This is a genomic window from Alcanivorax sp. 1008, from assembly GCF_020667895.1.
Lineage (GTDB): Bacteria > Pseudomonadota > Gammaproteobacteria > Pseudomonadales > Alcanivoracaceae > PGZG01.
This window is the reverse complement of record NZ_JAFMPS010000001.1, coordinates 84,880-99,174: the sequence shown is the minus strand read 5'-3', so window position 1 is coordinate 99,174 and position 14,295 is coordinate 84,880. Positions and strand designations below refer to the sequence as shown.

Below are 14,295 nucleotides of genomic sequence, written 5' to 3'. Positions count from 1 at the left end.
CGCCCCTCTTCCAAACCAACTATCGCTTAGCGGCAGTTGGCCGGACGGTAACGATCAACCACGGTGCCGCCGGTGCAATCCCATGCAACCGAACCACCAGAAGCGGTGCTTGGGGTCATGATGATGGTCTGACCAGCGATGTTGGTATCAGCGGTGTTGTAGGTAATGGTAATTGCGCCGCCTGCACCTACTGCAACGCTAGCTACGTTGTTGCCGGTGATGCTAGCCGAGCCCACCAGACCAGCACCAGCGTTGTCGGTCGGCACGGTGCCGGTAGACAGAATGGTTTCACTAACGCTGGCTTTAGCGCCTGCTGCAACGTTCAGACCTTCAGAAACCTTGGTCCGTACGGTGTAGTCAGAGTAAGCCGGGATAGCTACAGCAGCCAGAATACCGATAATGGCTACAACGATCATCAGTTCGATAAGGGTAAAACCCTTCTGAACATTTTTCATAATGAATCTCCAGTCGTTTGGTTTCTTTTTTGTCTCGCCCCCCGACCGGAGAGCGCCTGAAACTGATTATGCAATCAGCGGGCCAACTTCAGGAAAAAGTATGGCAACCCCTGATTTATTGAGATCCAACGGGTGAAACAGACATTTTTTGCCCTTGCAGGCGGGGACAGGGTGTCAAAATACGTCACCCCATGACGGATACCGTCAGTGCCAATGGCACTTTACGGCACCGGGCAATAACAGAGCAGCTAATGGGCTGAGTTTAGCCCCTAGCATTTACCTCAATTGCCGACGCTAACTCCCTGAAATGCAGCACGGAAACCGGGTAGCGCCTCCTGTTAATAATGTGTAGAGTCAGAAAATCGGCGCAGGCAGTGCCCTTTCTCTGCCGTCGTACGCCAGAAACAACCATAACAAGACTGAATCCATGGCAGAAAACAGCGCGAATATTCAATTAAGCGGCTTGGCCCGCCGTCTGGTCCGTGATGGCTTGCTGGATGAGGAGCAGGCCAGGGAAGCCATTGTTGCGGCGAAGCGTGACAAGGTGCCTCTGGTAGCCCATCTGGTAGAGAAAGGGCTGGCCAAATCCGCCGATGTCGCCCATGCCACCGCTGAAGAATTCGGCGATCCGCTGATTGATCTCTCTGCCCTGATACCGGACTCAGTCCCCAAGGATCTGGTAGACAACAACTTGCTGGTGAAACACCGCGCCGTGCCGCTGTTCAAGCGCGGCGGACGCCTGTTTGTCGCCATGTCCGACCCGACCAACCTGCAGGCCCTGGAAGAAATTCGTTTCAATACAGGCCTCAGTGTCGAAACCCTGATTGCCGACGACACCAAACTCAAAGCTTTGCTTGACGCCATTATCAACGAAGCGGAGGGCAGCGCCTTTGATGATCTGGACTCAGACCTTGAAGATATCGACATCAGCAGTGGTGACGAGAAGAAAGAGGCTGATGACGGTGTCGCCGGAGCCGACGACGCGCCAATCGTCAAATTCGTCAATAAGCTGCTACTCGATGCCATCAAGATGGGCGCTTCGGATCTTCACTTCGAGCCCTACGAAAAGGCTTACCGGGTGCGTTTTCGTCAGGATGGCATTCTCATGGAGATCGCCAAGCCGCCAATAAACACGGCTGGCAAGATCGCTGCTCGCCTTAAAATTATGGCGAAACTGAATATCGCCGAGCGGCGCGTACCCCAGGACGGCCGCATCAAGATGAAACTGTCCAAGACTCGCTCAATCGATTTTCGGGTCAACACCTGCCCAACCCTCTGGGGGGAAAAGATCGTACTGCGGATCCTTGACGCAGAAAGCGCCAAGATGGGCATTGATGCGCTGGGCTATGAAGACTGGCAGAAGCAGCTGTACATGGACGCGCTGGCCAAGCCCCAGGGCATGATCCTGGTAACCGGCCCCACCGGCTCGGGTAAAACCGTATCGCTGTATACCGGTGTAAATATTCTCAACACACCGGAAAGGAATATTTCCACTGCTGAAGATCCGGTGGAAATCAATCTGGAGGGGGTCAACCAGGTCAACGTCAACCCTTCTCAGGGCATGGACTTTGCCGCCGCACTGAAGGCCTTTTTGCGGCAGGATCCTGACGTCATTCTGGTTGGTGAGATTCGTGACCTTGAGACAGCCAGCATCGGCGTGAAGGCTGCCCAGACGGGTCACTTGGTGCTATCTACGCTGCACACCAACAGCGCTCCGGAAACCCTTACCCGTCTGCGCAACATGGGCATTCCGTCGTTCAATATTGCCACGTCGGTAATCCTGATTATTGCCCAACGTCTGGCCCGCCGTTTGTGCGAACATTGCAAACAGCCAATGGAGGTGCCTGCAGCTTCGCTGCTTGAGATGGGCTTCACGGAAGAAGATATCGCAACCGGCTTTACTGTGTATGGCCCGAAGGGCTGTGAAAAGTGCAACAACGGCTACAAGGGACGAGTCGGTATCTACGAAGTAGTCAGAATCACTGACGGTATTGCCCGGATCATTATGGAAGAAGGTAACTCCATCGAGATTGCTGACCAGTGCCGCAAGGAAGGTTTTAATGACCTGCACCGCTCAGGCCTGTTAAAGGCAATGAAGGGCGTCACCAGCCTTGAAGAAGTCAACCGCGTAACCTCTGGACACTGACCATGGCAAAAAAGACCCAGGCAGCAGCGAAAAACAAGCCGGAAAAAACCTATACCTTCCTGTATGAGGGCAAGGATCGTAAGGGCGCCAAGGTCAAAGGGGAGATTTCCGGGAAAAACCCTGCGCTGGTCAAACTTGAACTGAAAAAGCAGGGAATTGAACCCAAGAAAGTTAACCGCAAGCTGGAAATCAATATTGGCGGGCCGAAAAAAGTTACCCCCCAGGATATTTCCATCTTTACCCGACAGATGGCTACCATGATGAAGGCCGGTGTGCCTTTGGTTCAGTCTTTTGAGATCGTCTCCGATGGTCTGGACAACCCAACCATGAAGAGCGTGGTAATGGGGATCAAATCAGATGTTGAAGCGGGTAATAACTTTGCCGGTGCTTTGCAGAAATACCCCCAGTATTTCGATGAGCTGTTCTGCAGTCTGGTGGACTCTGGTGAACAGTCCGGCGCCTTGGAAACCATGCTTGAGCGGGTTGCGGTATATAAGGAAAAAGCCGAAGCCCTGAAAATGAAAATCAAGAAGGCGATGAAGTACCCAGTCACAGTACTAATCGTTGCCGCCATCGTTACCACCATCCTGCTGCTCAAGGTGGTGCCAACATTCAAAGAGCTATTTGATGGCTTTGGAGCTGAGCTGCCCGCTTTTACTTTGTTCGTGATGGGCCTGTCTGACGCTTTGCAGGCCAACATCGTCTATATCGTTGTGGTGCTTGTTGGGACCTTTGTAGGCTTTTCTCAGGCGAAGAAGCGCTCCGCAGCCTTTCGCGGGGCGCTGGATCGGTTAATGCTGAAGCTGCCGATCATTGGTGATCTGACCTACAAGGCCACAGTGGCGCGTTATTCACGCACCCTGTCCACCACCTTCGCCGCTGGTGTGCCGTTGATTGAAGCGCTGGAGTCCTGTGCACAGGCAGCAGGTAATATCGTTTACAAGAATGCCATCTTGCGTATCCGCGACGATGTGGCCACTGGTCAGCAGCTCCAGTTTGCCATGCGGGCCACCGGCGTGTTCCCGAGCATGGCTCTGCAGATGGTTGCCATCGGCGAGGAGTCCGGCGCGCTGGACTCTATGCTGGATAAGGTTGCCACCTATTACGAGGCGGAGGTGGACAACGCCGTGGACGGCCTGACTTCAATGATGGAGCCCTTGATCATGTCCTTCCTGGGTGTCGTCGTGGGCGGTCTGATCGTTGCCATGTACCTGCCTATCTTCCAGCTCGGCGCGGTGGTCTGATTCGGCATGTCAGTATTCTCCTTGCTTGAAACCAGCCCGACCTTTCTGGTCGCGCTGGTATTTGTTTTCGGCTTGTTGGTGGGCAGCTTCCTCAATGTGGTGATCTACCGCCTGCCGGTGATGATGGAGCGCGCCTGGCAGCAGGAAGCTCGCTCGGTGCTGTCACTCCCTGACGCGCCGCCGGCAGAACCTTTTAATCTGGCCACCCCGGCATCCCGTTGCCCGAAATGCGGTCATGCCATCCGCTGGTATGAAAACATTCCGCTGGTTAGCTGGCTGGTGTTGCGCGGCCGCTGTTCCGCCTGTGGCACCGGCATTAGCAGCCGCTATCCGCTGGTCGAGCTCACTGCTGGCCTGATTGCCGCTATCGCTGCATGGCATGTGGGTTACTCGCCCTGGCTGTTAGCCGTCATTCTGGCCGGCTGGTGCCTGCTGGCGCTGGCCATGATTGATTACGACACCACCCTGCTGCCGGACGACCTCACCTACCCGTTGCTCTGGGCAGGTCTGCTACTGGCGGTTGCCGGTATCTCCCCTGTCAGTCTTGTCGATGCGGTCATCGGTGCCAGCGCAGGCTATCTGGCCCTGTGGTCCGTGTACTGGGCCTTCAAACTCCTAACCGGCAAGGAAGGAATGGGCTACGGCGACTTCAAACTACTCGCCGCGCTCGGCGCCTGGCTCGGTTGGCAGATGCTGCCGCTGGTGATCCTGCTGTCTTCGCTGGTTGGTGCCGTGGTTGGCATTCTTTTGTTGGCCACCGGCCTGGTGAAACGGGATCAGGGCATCCCGTTCGGCCCCTATCTGGCTGCGGCGGGCTGGATCGCGCTACTCTGGGGAAACCAGATGGTCAGCGCCTATCTTGGCCTGATGAAGTTCTGATGTTTGTTGTCGGGCTTACCGGAGGCATCGGCAGCGGCAAAACTGCTGCATCTGATTATCTTGCCAGCAAAGGCATTACCGTAGTCGATGCAGATCTGGTGTCCCGGCTAGTGGTGCAGCCAGGACAACCTGCTCTGCAAGCCATTGCTGAGCGCTTCGGCGCCGGCGTCATCCAACCAGACGGCACCCTTGATCGTCGCGCCCTGCGCGAGATTGTGTTTGCTGACCCGTCGGCACGCAAAGATCTTGAGGCCATTACTCACCCGGCCATCGGCGCGGAAATCCTGCGCCAACTGCAAACATCTTCGTCCCCTTATACCCTGTTGGTGTCGCCCCTATTACTGGAAAGCAGCCAACACAAAATGGCGCAGCGTATCTTGCTGATTGATGTCCCCGAGGCACTGCAGTTATCCCGCACCGCCTCGCGGGATCAGGTTGCTGAAACTCAGGTAAAGGCAATTATGGCCGCACAGATGTCCCGCGCCGACAAGCACCAACGGGCGGACGATATCGTTACCAATGACGCCGATCTCGCCAGCCTCCACAGGCAGCTTGATACGTTGCATGAAACCTATCTGAAAATGGCCCACGCTCATGCCTGAACCCGACGCTCGTATTGTCGCCTGCCCGCAATGTCGCAAACCAGCCCAGTGGCGGGCTGACAATCCATGGCGGCCGTTCTGCTCGGAACGCTGCAAACTGATTGATCTTGGCGACTGGGCGGCCGAGCGTCATGCCATTCCTGGCGACCCTCCGAACGAGTTTGACGACCTGCCTGAATAGATGCTCAGAAAAATGCGCGAATGGCAGCGATACCACGGGCACCATGGTGGCGAGCGCTAGTGACATCAGCAGGCGTCATACCACCCAGCGCATAGACAGCAAAAGGCTGCCCGGTGGCCAACCCGGCAAAACGGGACCAGCCAAGTGGAGCCACTTCCGGGTGACTGGCGGTGGCTAAAACCGGCGACAGCAACACCAGGTCAGCCTCCAGTCGCTGCGCCACTTGCAGTTCCTCAGCCGAGTGACAGGCCACTGATAGCCAGGCCACCTGCGGACGCTGGGCCATCTGCCCCGCCGCCGCGGCACTCAAGTGCAAACCGTCGGCTGCATAGCGCTGCATCATGGCAACATCATTACGCACCAGTGATAGCGCTCCCCGCTGCCGGCAAATATTGACTGCTTGCTGAAGCTGCTCAGTGCGCTGCTCAAGACCACGCAGATAAATCACTCGGCAGCCGCCATCGATAGCGCTATGCAACTGTGCAGACCAGTCTGGCAAAAGGCTGTCGGGCATCACCAGCAGCGTATCGGACAATTGCAGCGCCTTGACCACTGGTCGATTGGCTGCCGGAAATTCCAGCGCTCTCATTTGCTCAACGGTAAACCAGTTAACCGGCTGGCCTTCGCGGCCGTGGGCAAGCCCCTGGAACTTTTTCACTTCACGAAAGTGCAAACGAACCTGCAGTTCAGGATAGCGGTGATCCACCGTCATGAAGGGTTGAAAATCGGTAGCGGTGAGGCCGAGCTCTTCATCAAGCTCACGGGCAAGCGCATGATCCAGCGCCTCCCCCGCTTCTACCTTGCCACCGGGAAATTCCCAGCGACCACCTTGATGCTTGTGGGCAGGACGCTGAGCCAGCAGCACCCGTCCTTGAGCATCGCGGATAATCGCGGCAACCACATCAAGGCGGGGCATTAACTCTGGCATGACACTCAGGTGCGGTACTCTGCATTGATCTTGACGTAGTCGTAGCTGAAGTCGCAGGTCCACACTTTCCCATGGCCTGTACCGGCGGCAAGATCGATAGTGATACGAATATCAGGCTGCGCCATTACTGCAGCGCCACGTGCTTCAGTGTAGTCACCAGCCACCGCGCCATTGGCCACAATCTGTACATCATCCAGCCAGATACTGACCCGATCCACGTCCAGTGCCGCTATCGGGGCGCGACCCACTGCGGCAAGAATCCGTCCCCAATTAGGGTCAGATGCAAACAGCGCAGTTTTTACCAGCGGTGAATGGGCCACGGTTTCAGCAATGGCCCGTGCATCCGCATCACTACCGGCATGATCGACACACACTTCAACAAATTTGGTCGCCCCTTCCCCATCGCGGACAATGGCATGAGCAAGACCAACGAACACCTGGCGCAGCGCTTCAAAAAGGGTCTCCGCTGCAGCACTGCCTGCCTGCAGCGGTGCGGCCATGCCCGCCTTGCCGGTTGCCATCAGCATGCATGCATCGTTGGTGGAGGTATCGCCATCAATGCTGATGCAGTTAAAGGACTGATCGGCCAATTGCTTCACCCAGCTTTGCAGCAAAGTGGGCTCAATAGTGGCATCAGTGGCGATAAAGCCAAGCATGGTGGCCATATTCGGCTTGATCATGCCGGCGCCTTTGGCAATGCCGGTTATGGTGACCGGCACACCATCAAGCTCAACACGGCGCGACATGATTTTGGCACGTGTGTCGGTGGTCATGATGCCCTGCGACGCCAAACCCCAACCATGCTCATCCAACGCAGTCAGAGCCGCCGGCAGGCCACGCTCAAATGGCGGCAAGGTAAACAGCTCACCAATTACACCGGTGGAAAACGGAAGTACTTGTTCACGGGAGCAACCAGCCTCTTTGGCCAGCAAGTCGCAGCTGGACAAGCAATTCTGCATGCCTAAATCGCCGGTTCCAGCATTAGCGTAGCCGGTGTTAATCATCAAATAGCGCGGAGCAGTGCTGGCCAAATGGCGCTTGGCCACATGCACTGGCGCGGCACAGAATCGATTCAGGGTAAATACGCCTGCGGTGGCCGAACCTTCGGCCAACTCAAACACCACCAGATCATAACGATCAGGTTTCTTTACCCCGGCCTTAACCGCAGCAACCCGCAAACCCGATACCGGCAACCAATCTAGCTGATTCATCTGTCAGCCCAGTTGCCCGTGGCAATGCTTGAATTTCTTGCCGGAACCGCAGGGACAGGGGTCATTACGGCCAACCTTTGGCATATCACGGGTGACTGGCTGCTGTGGCTGCGCGGCACCCGCAGAACCTGAGTCGGACACAGGAGGCAGTCCATCCTCCGCCACTGGCGGCATCATCGCCTGCATGCGCTCGGCTTGACGGCGCGCCTCTTCTGCACGCTGACGCTCCATCTGTTCCAACTCATCGTCGCGACGCAGCTCAATGGTATGCAGCACACGGATCAACTGATGCTGAATCTGACTCATCATATGCTGGAACAGCTCAAACGCCTCTCGCTTGTACTCCTGCTTCGGATTCTTCTGCGCATACCCGCGCAAATGAATGCCCTGGCGCAATTGATCCATGCTGGCAAGATGATCTTTCCAGTGACGATCCAGCACCTGCAGCATGATGTGCTTTTCAACCTTGCGAAGCTCGCCAGCATCAAAGTTACGAGCAACAAGGTCTTGCTCCTTACCTTCGTACTGCTGAACCATTTTCTCCAGCACACGCTCGGTGACACCATCGATATGCATCTGTTTATCCGCTTTCAGCCAGATGCTGACTGGCGCATCACAGTGAAATTCCGCTTCCAGAATTTTCTCTAAACCAGCCACATCCCACTGTTCCTCGATAGAACCAGGCGGCATATGGTCGCGGACGACTTCAGCGACTACATCTTCACGAATTCCAATTACACTCTTGGAGAGGTCTGTTGCTTCAAGAATCTCATTGCGCTGGTGGTACACCACGCGACGCTGGTCGTTGGCGACGTCATCATATTCCAGCAGGTTCTTGCGAATATCAAAGTTACGCGCCTCAACCTTGCGCTGCGCATTCTCAATGGCGCGGGTGACCCATCGGTGCTCAATAGCCTCGCCCGCCTCCATCCCCAGCGAACGCATCATGTTGCGAATACGGTCAGAGGCAAAAATGCGCATCAAATCGTCTTCCATGGACAGGAAGAAGCGGGTGTAACCCGGATCACCCTGACGGCCAGCACGGCCACGCAGCTGATTATCAATCCGTCGGGACTCGTGGCGCTCTGTGCCAATAATATGCAGGCCGCCAGCGGCGAGCACTTTCTCCTGGTTAATCTTCCAGGCTTTTTCAATCGCCTCAATCTGCCCCGCATCCGGGCTTTCGAGACGTTTAATCTCTTCCTGCGGATTGCCACCAAGTACGATATCCGTACCTCGACCCGCCATATTGGTTGCAATGGTTACCGCCCCCGGCTTACCCGCCTGAGCAATAATCTCTGCTTCCTTTTTGTGGAACTTCGCGTTCAGCACCTGATGACTAATCTTCGCTTTATCTAGTCTCTCAGACAGATATTCGGAAGCAGAAATAGTTGCCGTACCAACCAGAACAGGCGCGCCTTTTTCCACTGCATTACGAATTTCTTCGGTAATCGCGTCGTATTTCTCCTCCAGCGACAGATACACAAGATCTTCCGCATCAATACGCACCATCGGGCGATTAGTGGGCATCACCACTACATCCATGCCATAAATCTGGCGGAACTCTGCCGCTTCCGTATCCGCAGTACCGGTCATACCGGACAACTTGCTGTACAGACGGAAATAGTTCTGGAAGGTAGTAGAAGCCAGAGTCTGGTTTTCTTGCTGGATGCGAACTCCTTCCTTGGCTTCTACCGCCTGATGAATACCATCCGACCAGCGGCGCCCGGGCATGGTCCGACCGGTGTGTTCATCAACAATAACCACCTGACCATTCTGGATAATGTAATCCTTGTCACGCTGAAACAGTGCGTGAGCTTTCAAGGCCGCATGTACGTGATGAAGAATACCCAGATTGTGCGGAGCATAAAGTGACTCGCCATCCTTGAGCAGCCCGCTATCAATCAGCAGGCCTTCAACTTTTTGATGACCTTCCTCAGTCATCTCCACCTGGCGATGCTTTTCATCAACAAAGAAATCTCCCTCGCGCTCTTCCGTCTGGCGCAGCAACTTGGGAATCAACTTGTTAACCTGAAGGTACATTTCCGAGGAGTCCGACGCCGGGCCGGAAATAATCAGAGGCGTACGAGCCTCATCGATAAGAATCGAGTCAACCTCATCAACAACAGCATAGTGCAGGCCCCGTTGAACCTTGTCTTCCAGACGAAACACCATGTTGTCGCGCAGAAAGTCAAAACCAAACTCATTATTGGTGCCGTAGGTAATATCCGCAGCGTAGGCCTCGCGCTTCTGCTCCTGCGGTTGCTGCGACATGATAATGCCCACTGACATGCCGAGAAATTCATACAACGGGCGCATCCAGTTAGCATCACGTTCAGCCAGATAATCATTGACTGTGACCACATGCACGCCTTTGCCAGTCAGCGCATTAAGATATACCGGCAAAGTAGCAGTAAGCGTTTTACCCTCACCGGTGCGCATCTCGGCAATTCGCCCCTCGTGCAATGCAATACCACCAAGCAGCTGCACATCGAAGTGACGCATTTTCATCACTCGGGTAGCCGCTTCACGGGCTACCGCGAATGCCTGGGGCAACAACTCATCGACGGTCTTGCCATCGCGAAAGGCCTGCTGCATCTCTGCAGTCTGGGCGCGTAGCGCATCATCAGACAGCCCCTGCAGGGATTCACCGAGAGCATTGATCTCTGCAACCAGCTTGCCCATCCGGCGCAGCTCACGATCGTTCTTCGACCCAAAAATCTTCTTGAATACGGTAGCCAGCATGAAACGTCCGCTTTCCTGTGTCATTAAGGAGGGCGTTGTCCCGGAGGGCACGCCTTGAGAAAGGCGACATTCTACCTGTTCAGCAGCAGTGATATAAGAGAAAGGCCCGCATTGCGGGCCTTTTGATTAACGTGGGCGGTGCAGGAAGGGTTCGGGGTTGATGTGCTGGCCGTTGCGCAGCACTTCATAGTGGACATGGGGCCCAGTGGAGCGCCCGGTGGAGCCTATGGTTGCCACCGACTCACCGGCACGAACAATATCTCCTGTGGCTACCAGCAGATCTTTGGCATGGGCATAGCGAGTAGCCAGACCATTGCCATGATTAATCTCGACCATGTTGCCATAGCCCCAGCGCTCCCCAGAGAAGGTCACCACGCCCGCCCCTGTAGCCACCACTTCAGAGCCTTCTTTGCCAGCAAAATCTACCCCTTTATGCTCCGCCAACCGTCCGGTAAACGGATCAGTACGACGACCAAACCGGGAAGACAGCCAGCCACGCAGCACCGGACGACCAGCCAGAGAGGCCTGTCGCTCCTGATGGCGGTTATTCATCAGCCCTTCGAGGATATTGAGCTGCTCTTCGCGGCGCTCAAGCGTGGTGGCCAGCTCGCCCAGCGCATCCACAAAAGCCGGCGGTCTATAGACCATGTCCATGCTCTCAGAATGGGACTCCGGACCACCCATTGCCGGGGCAGAAGAAAAATCAAACTCGTCGGCGCGAATGCCGGCCACATCCAGCAATCGCTCGCCTAAAGCATCCAGACGCAATAGCCGGGCCTGCATATCCGCCATCCGCAGCGTCAAAGCTCGCACTTCTTCGTCCGCCTGGCGCTGCAGCACCTGAAGCTCTTTCTGCTGAGCACGAACATCGTCATGCCAGCGCTCGGCAACGTCGGCACTGAACAGCGGCTGATCCAGATAATGACTGATATAGTAGGCACCAACACCGGTCGCCAATGGCATGATCAGCAGCATCAACATGCCCGCCCAGCCTGACCAGCGGGGCAGATGCAGCGTCCGGGAGCCACCCCGACGCGGATTAAGGATAATTATGTTCATGCTGAGTTCGCCGTTTTTCCCTTTACTGACAAGCAGTTGGGATGGTCTTTTCGGTTATTTTCGAGTCAATGCCATCAATCCTAAGAAAACATCATGAGCAATGCAACCTTGCCACCCTCGCTGGACTCCCTGCTCAAGGCCGACACGGCCCTTGGCGAGAAGCTCAGAACCGCAGCCAGCCAACCCTCGAAGGGGCTGACCCTGCCATCCTTACCCGCAGCTCTGGCGACAAAAACCCACGCTGAGGCGATCGACGGCGAGCTGCTACTGATCGCCCAGACCAGCGCCGTGGCTCAGATGCTCTGCTTCCATGGCCCGCGACTGGCCAAGGAAGCCGGTTTGAACAGTTTCACCGTCAGGGTACAAACCGTCCACGAACCAGTGCAGCAGCGATCCTCACTTAAAGCCCCGTTGCTGGACCCCGGTGCCGCCGCAGTCCTTCGTGATGCTGCCCGCCACTGCGACTATCAGCCACTTGCCGAAGTCCTCGCCAGACTGGCCAACCTTGCCAGCGACGATACTGCCTCATCTGATCAGAAAGACTGATCTGTTACTTTGCTAGCGGTCACATTGTCGTAATAGCAGTAAAAAATAAAAGGCCCCGCGAGGGGCCTTTCACTTAACTGCGCGAGCCGCCAGGGTTACTCCGCTGCCAGCACCGGTTTCATGTAGGAAATAGGAGCGGTCGCGGCGTCCGGGAATGTGACGATTTCCCACGCCTCAGGATCCGCCATCAGTTGACGCAGCAGCTGGTTATTCAAGGCATGGCCAGACTTGTGGCCAACAAACTCACCAATCAGACTGAAGCCGAGCAGATACAGATCACCGATCGCATCCAGCATCTTGTGCTTAACGAACTCATCCTCGTAGCGCAGGCCATCCTCATTGAGGATGCGGAACTCATCCACCACGATGGCATTATTGACACTGCCACCCAGGGCCAGATTTTGCGAACGCAGGTATTCAATATCACGCATAAAACCGAAGGTACGTGCGCGCGCCACTTCCTTGACGAATGAGGTGGAAGAGAAGTCGATGCTGGCCGTCTGCGTACGACCGCGGAAAACCGGGTGATCAAATTCTATTTCGAAGCTGACCTTAAAGCCCTCAAATGGCAGGAAAGTGGCGGATTTATCAGCCTCTTCTACCTTTACGGGCTTTTTAATGCGAATAAATTTTTTCAGTGCTTCCTGTTCCTGAATTCCGGCGGACTGCAGCAGGAAAACAAACGGGCCGGCACTGCCGTCCATGATCGGAACTTCCGGCGCCGACAACTCCACGTAAGCGTTGTCGATGCCGAGCCCGGCCATGGCGGACAGAAAATGTTCAACAGTGCCAACTTTGACGTCACCCTTTACCAGTGTCGAGGAGAGGGTCGTTTCTCCAACGTTCTCCGCCGCGGCAGGGATTTCCACAACCGGGTCAAGGTCAACGCGACGAAAGATAATACCGGTATCAATCGGGGCAGGACGAACGGTGAGATATACCTTCTCACCAGTATGTAATCCAATCCCGGTCGCCCGGATGACGTTTTTCAGTGTTCTCTGTCTAATCATTCTCTGGCCACTCTGGCAGGTGCCCCGGGGGCACGGAAGTCAAGGCTTGGCAGGGCCGGCATGGTAACAAAGGATTGTTCCACGCACCATTGGCCGTCCCGCCCCTTAGTCCGCCTGACGCCGCAGGAACGTCGGGATATCAATAAAGCTCAGATCCTCCGCCGTGCTTGCTGCCGGAGCGTTACGCATCGGCGCGGGCTCACGGGGGTTACGGCGATTGATGGCCGGCTGATCCAGATCTCCGTAGTTCTGCGGACTGGTAACTGGCTGGCTGGCTCGACCACCACGCACTACCTTCAAGGCCTCAGCTTGCCCCAAACCGGTCGCCACTACCGTGACCGACAACGCATCGCCGATCTCCGGATCAATCGCGGTACCAATAATGATATTGGCATCCGGATGAGCCATGTCCGCGATGATTCCATTCACCAGGCTGTACTCTTCAAGTGAGATATCGGTATTGCCACTGATATTGATCAGCAAGCCTCGGGCCCCCTGCAGATCCACGTCCTCCAGCAGCGGACTGCAGATGGCCTTACGAGCAGCTTCTTCTGCGCGATTTTCACCACTGGCAGTGCCAGTACCCATCATCGCCATACCCATCTCGCCCATAACGGTACGCACATCGGCAAAGTCGACGTTGATGATGCCGCCCTTGGTGATCAGATCAGAAATACCCTTGACCGCACCAAGAAGAACATCGTTGGCCGCTTTGAAGGCATCCAGCAACGTGGTGCCGCCACCCAGAACCGCCATCAACTTTTCATTGGGAATAGTGATCAACGAATCAACATGCTCGCGCAGCGCCGCAATACCGGCCTCTGCCACCTGCATGCGCTTGCGACCTTCGAATGGAAACGGCTTGGTCACTACCGCCACCGTCAAGATGCCAAGATCCTTGGCCACTTCCGCAACAATCGGTGCCGCACCGGTACCGGTACCGCCGCCCATGCCAGCAGTAACGAATACCATGTCTGCGCCCTGCAGCAGCTCAGCAATGCGCTCGCGATCTTCAATTGCCGACTGGCGACCCACCTCCGGATTTGCGCCTGCTCCCAACCCTTTGGTGACCTGGCCACCAAGCTGTAGCACCGTTCGAGTAGAGGCGTTACGCAGCGCCTGCGCATCGGTATTGGCGCAGATAAACTCGACGCCATCCACGTTAGAACGAACCATGTGCTCGACAGCGTTACCGCCGCCGCCGCCGACTCCGACCACTTTGATAACTGCACCATGCGGTACGCCATCTTCCAGTTTGAAATGCATTGTCATGACTATCTCCCGGTTGT

13 protein-coding genes are annotated in these 14,295 nt (G+C 55.8%); 6 read left to right on the top strand and 7 right to left on the bottom strand.

The window, feature by feature from the left end:
- Window positions 1–26: 26 nt before the first annotated feature.
- Window positions 27–455: a pilin gene (locus J1C54_RS00515; protein WP_304504394.1), complete on the bottom strand. Its 429-nt coding sequence runs from the start codon at window positions 453–455 to the stop codon at window positions 27–29.
- A 427-nt stretch (window positions 456–882) separates the two neighbouring features.
- On the opposite strand from J1C54_RS00515, the gene pilB reads away from it, so the two are divergent.
- The 5 genes from pilB to yacG are packed head-to-tail and all read left to right on the top strand — an operon-like array spanning window position 883 to window position 5,507.
- Complete coding sequence (pilB, locus tag J1C54_RS00505) at window positions 883–2,601, top strand: type IV-A pilus assembly ATPase PilB (protein ID WP_229143870.1); 1,719 nt, start codon at window positions 883–885, stop codon at window positions 2,599–2,601.
- A gap of 2 nt (window positions 2,602–2,603) precedes the next feature.
- A complete protein-coding gene (locus J1C54_RS00500) occupies window positions 2,604–3,845 on the top strand; it encodes a type II secretion system F family protein (RefSeq protein ID WP_229143869.1) in 1,242 nt (413 codons plus the stop codon).
- 6 nt (window positions 3,846–3,851) lie between these two features.
- A complete protein-coding gene (locus J1C54_RS00495; protein ID WP_229143868.1) occupies window positions 3,852–4,724 on the top strand; it encodes an A24 family peptidase in 873 nt (290 codons plus the stop codon).
- A complete protein-coding gene (gene coaE, locus J1C54_RS00490; RefSeq protein ID WP_370635594.1) occupies window positions 4,724–5,326 on the top strand; it encodes a dephospho-CoA kinase in 603 nt (200 codons plus the stop codon). The genes J1C54_RS00495 and coaE overlap by 1 nt, the downstream gene beginning before the upstream one ends.
- Window positions 5,319–5,507, top strand: coding sequence for a DNA gyrase inhibitor YacG (yacG, locus tag J1C54_RS00485; protein ID WP_229143867.1), 189 nt, complete (start codon window positions 5,319–5,321; stop codon window positions 5,505–5,507). The genes coaE and yacG overlap by 8 nt, the downstream gene beginning before the upstream one ends.
- Window positions 5,508–5,511: 4 nt before the next feature.
- On the opposite strand, the gene J1C54_RS00480 is transcribed toward yacG, so the two are convergent.
- The 4 genes from J1C54_RS00480 to J1C54_RS00465 all read right to left on the bottom strand — a co-directional run bounded on the left by J1C54_RS00480 (window position 5,512) and on the right by J1C54_RS00465 (window position 11,450).
- Window positions 5,512–6,435: a Nudix family hydrolase gene (locus J1C54_RS00480; RefSeq protein WP_229143866.1), complete on the bottom strand. Its 924-nt coding sequence runs from the start codon at window positions 6,433–6,435 to the stop codon at window positions 5,512–5,514.
- Between the two features lie 5 nt (window positions 6,436–6,440).
- The gene (gene argJ / locus J1C54_RS00475) at window positions 6,441–7,646 is read right to left on the bottom strand and encodes a bifunctional glutamate N-acetyltransferase/amino-acid acetyltransferase ArgJ (protein WP_229143865.1); all 1,206 of its coding nucleotides are present in this window, start codon (window positions 7,644–7,646) and stop codon (window positions 6,441–6,443) included.
- A 3-nt stretch (window positions 7,647–7,649) separates the two neighbouring features.
- Entirely contained in the window at window positions 7,650–10,391 is a 2,742-nt protein-coding gene (secA, locus tag J1C54_RS00470; protein ID WP_229143864.1) for a preprotein translocase subunit SecA, read from the bottom strand.
- 126 nt (window positions 10,392–10,517) lie between these two features.
- Window positions 10,518–11,450, bottom strand: a complete 933-nt coding sequence (locus J1C54_RS00465; RefSeq protein ID WP_229143863.1) for a M23 family metallopeptidase — start codon at window positions 11,448–11,450, stop codon at window positions 10,518–10,520.
- A gap of 93 nt (window positions 11,451–11,543) precedes the next feature.
- Between J1C54_RS00465 and J1C54_RS00460 the strand changes: the two genes are divergently transcribed.
- On the top strand, window positions 11,544–11,996 hold the full coding sequence (locus tag J1C54_RS00460; protein ID WP_229143862.1) for a hypothetical protein: 453 nt from the start codon (window positions 11,544–11,546) through the stop codon (window positions 11,994–11,996).
- Window positions 11,997–12,091: 95 nt separating this feature from the next.
- On the opposite strand, the gene lpxC is transcribed toward J1C54_RS00460, so the two are convergent.
- Window positions 12,092–13,006 (bottom strand): UDP-3-O-acyl-N-acetylglucosamine deacetylase, encoded by a 915-nt coding sequence (lpxC, locus tag J1C54_RS00455; RefSeq protein ID WP_229143861.1) that lies wholly within the window; start codon window positions 13,004–13,006, stop codon window positions 12,092–12,094.
- Between the two features lie 105 nt (window positions 13,007–13,111).
- Window positions 13,112–14,272, bottom strand: coding sequence for a cell division protein FtsZ (gene ftsZ, locus J1C54_RS00450; protein WP_229144321.1), 1,161 nt, complete (start codon window positions 14,270–14,272; stop codon window positions 13,112–13,114).
- Between the last annotated feature and the right edge of the window lie 23 nt (window positions 14,273–14,295).

What these genes read in the sequence shown, in the direction of transcription:
- J1C54_RS00515 (WP_304504394.1), bottom strand. Translation starts at nt 455, where the DNA reads ATGAAAAATGTTCAGAAGGGTTTTACCCTTATCGAACTGATGATCGTT.
- pilB (WP_229143870.1), top strand. Translation starts at nt 883, where the DNA reads ATGGCAGAAAACAGCGCGAATATTCAATTAAGCGGCTTGGCCCGCCGT.
- J1C54_RS00500 (WP_229143869.1), top strand. Translation starts at nt 2,604, where the DNA reads ATGGCAAAAAAGACCCAGGCAGCAGCGAAAAACAAGCCGGAAAAAACC.
- J1C54_RS00495 (WP_229143868.1), top strand. Translation starts at nt 3,852, where the DNA reads ATGTCAGTATTCTCCTTGCTTGAAACCAGCCCGACCTTTCTGGTCGCG.
- coaE (WP_370635594.1), top strand. Translation starts at nt 4,724, where the DNA reads ATGTTTGTTGTCGGGCTTACCGGAGGCATCGGCAGCGGCAAAACTGCT.
- yacG (WP_229143867.1), top strand. Translation starts at nt 5,319, where the DNA reads ATGCCTGAACCCGACGCTCGTATTGTCGCCTGCCCGCAATGTCGCAAA.
- J1C54_RS00480 (WP_229143866.1), bottom strand. Translation starts at nt 6,435, where the DNA reads ATGCCAGAGTTAATGCCCCGCCTTGATGTGGTTGCCGCGATTATCCGC.
- argJ (WP_229143865.1), bottom strand. Translation starts at nt 7,646, where the DNA reads ATGAATCAGCTAGATTGGTTGCCGGTATCGGGTTTGCGGGTTGCTGCG.
- secA (WP_229143864.1), bottom strand. Translation starts at nt 10,391, where the DNA reads ATGCTGGCTACCGTATTCAAGAAGATTTTTGGGTCGAAGAACGATCGT.
- J1C54_RS00465 (WP_229143863.1), bottom strand. Translation starts at nt 11,450, where the DNA reads ATGAACATAATTATCCTTAATCCGCGTCGGGGTGGCTCCCGGACGCTG.
- J1C54_RS00460 (WP_229143862.1), top strand. Translation starts at nt 11,544, where the DNA reads ATGAGCAATGCAACCTTGCCACCCTCGCTGGACTCCCTGCTCAAGGCC.
- lpxC (WP_229143861.1), bottom strand. Translation starts at nt 13,006, where the DNA reads ATGATTAGACAGAGAACACTGAAAAACGTCATCCGGGCGACCGGGATT.
- ftsZ (WP_229144321.1), bottom strand. Translation starts at nt 14,272, where the DNA reads ATGCATTTCAAACTGGAAGATGGCGTACCGCATGGTGCAGTTATCAAA.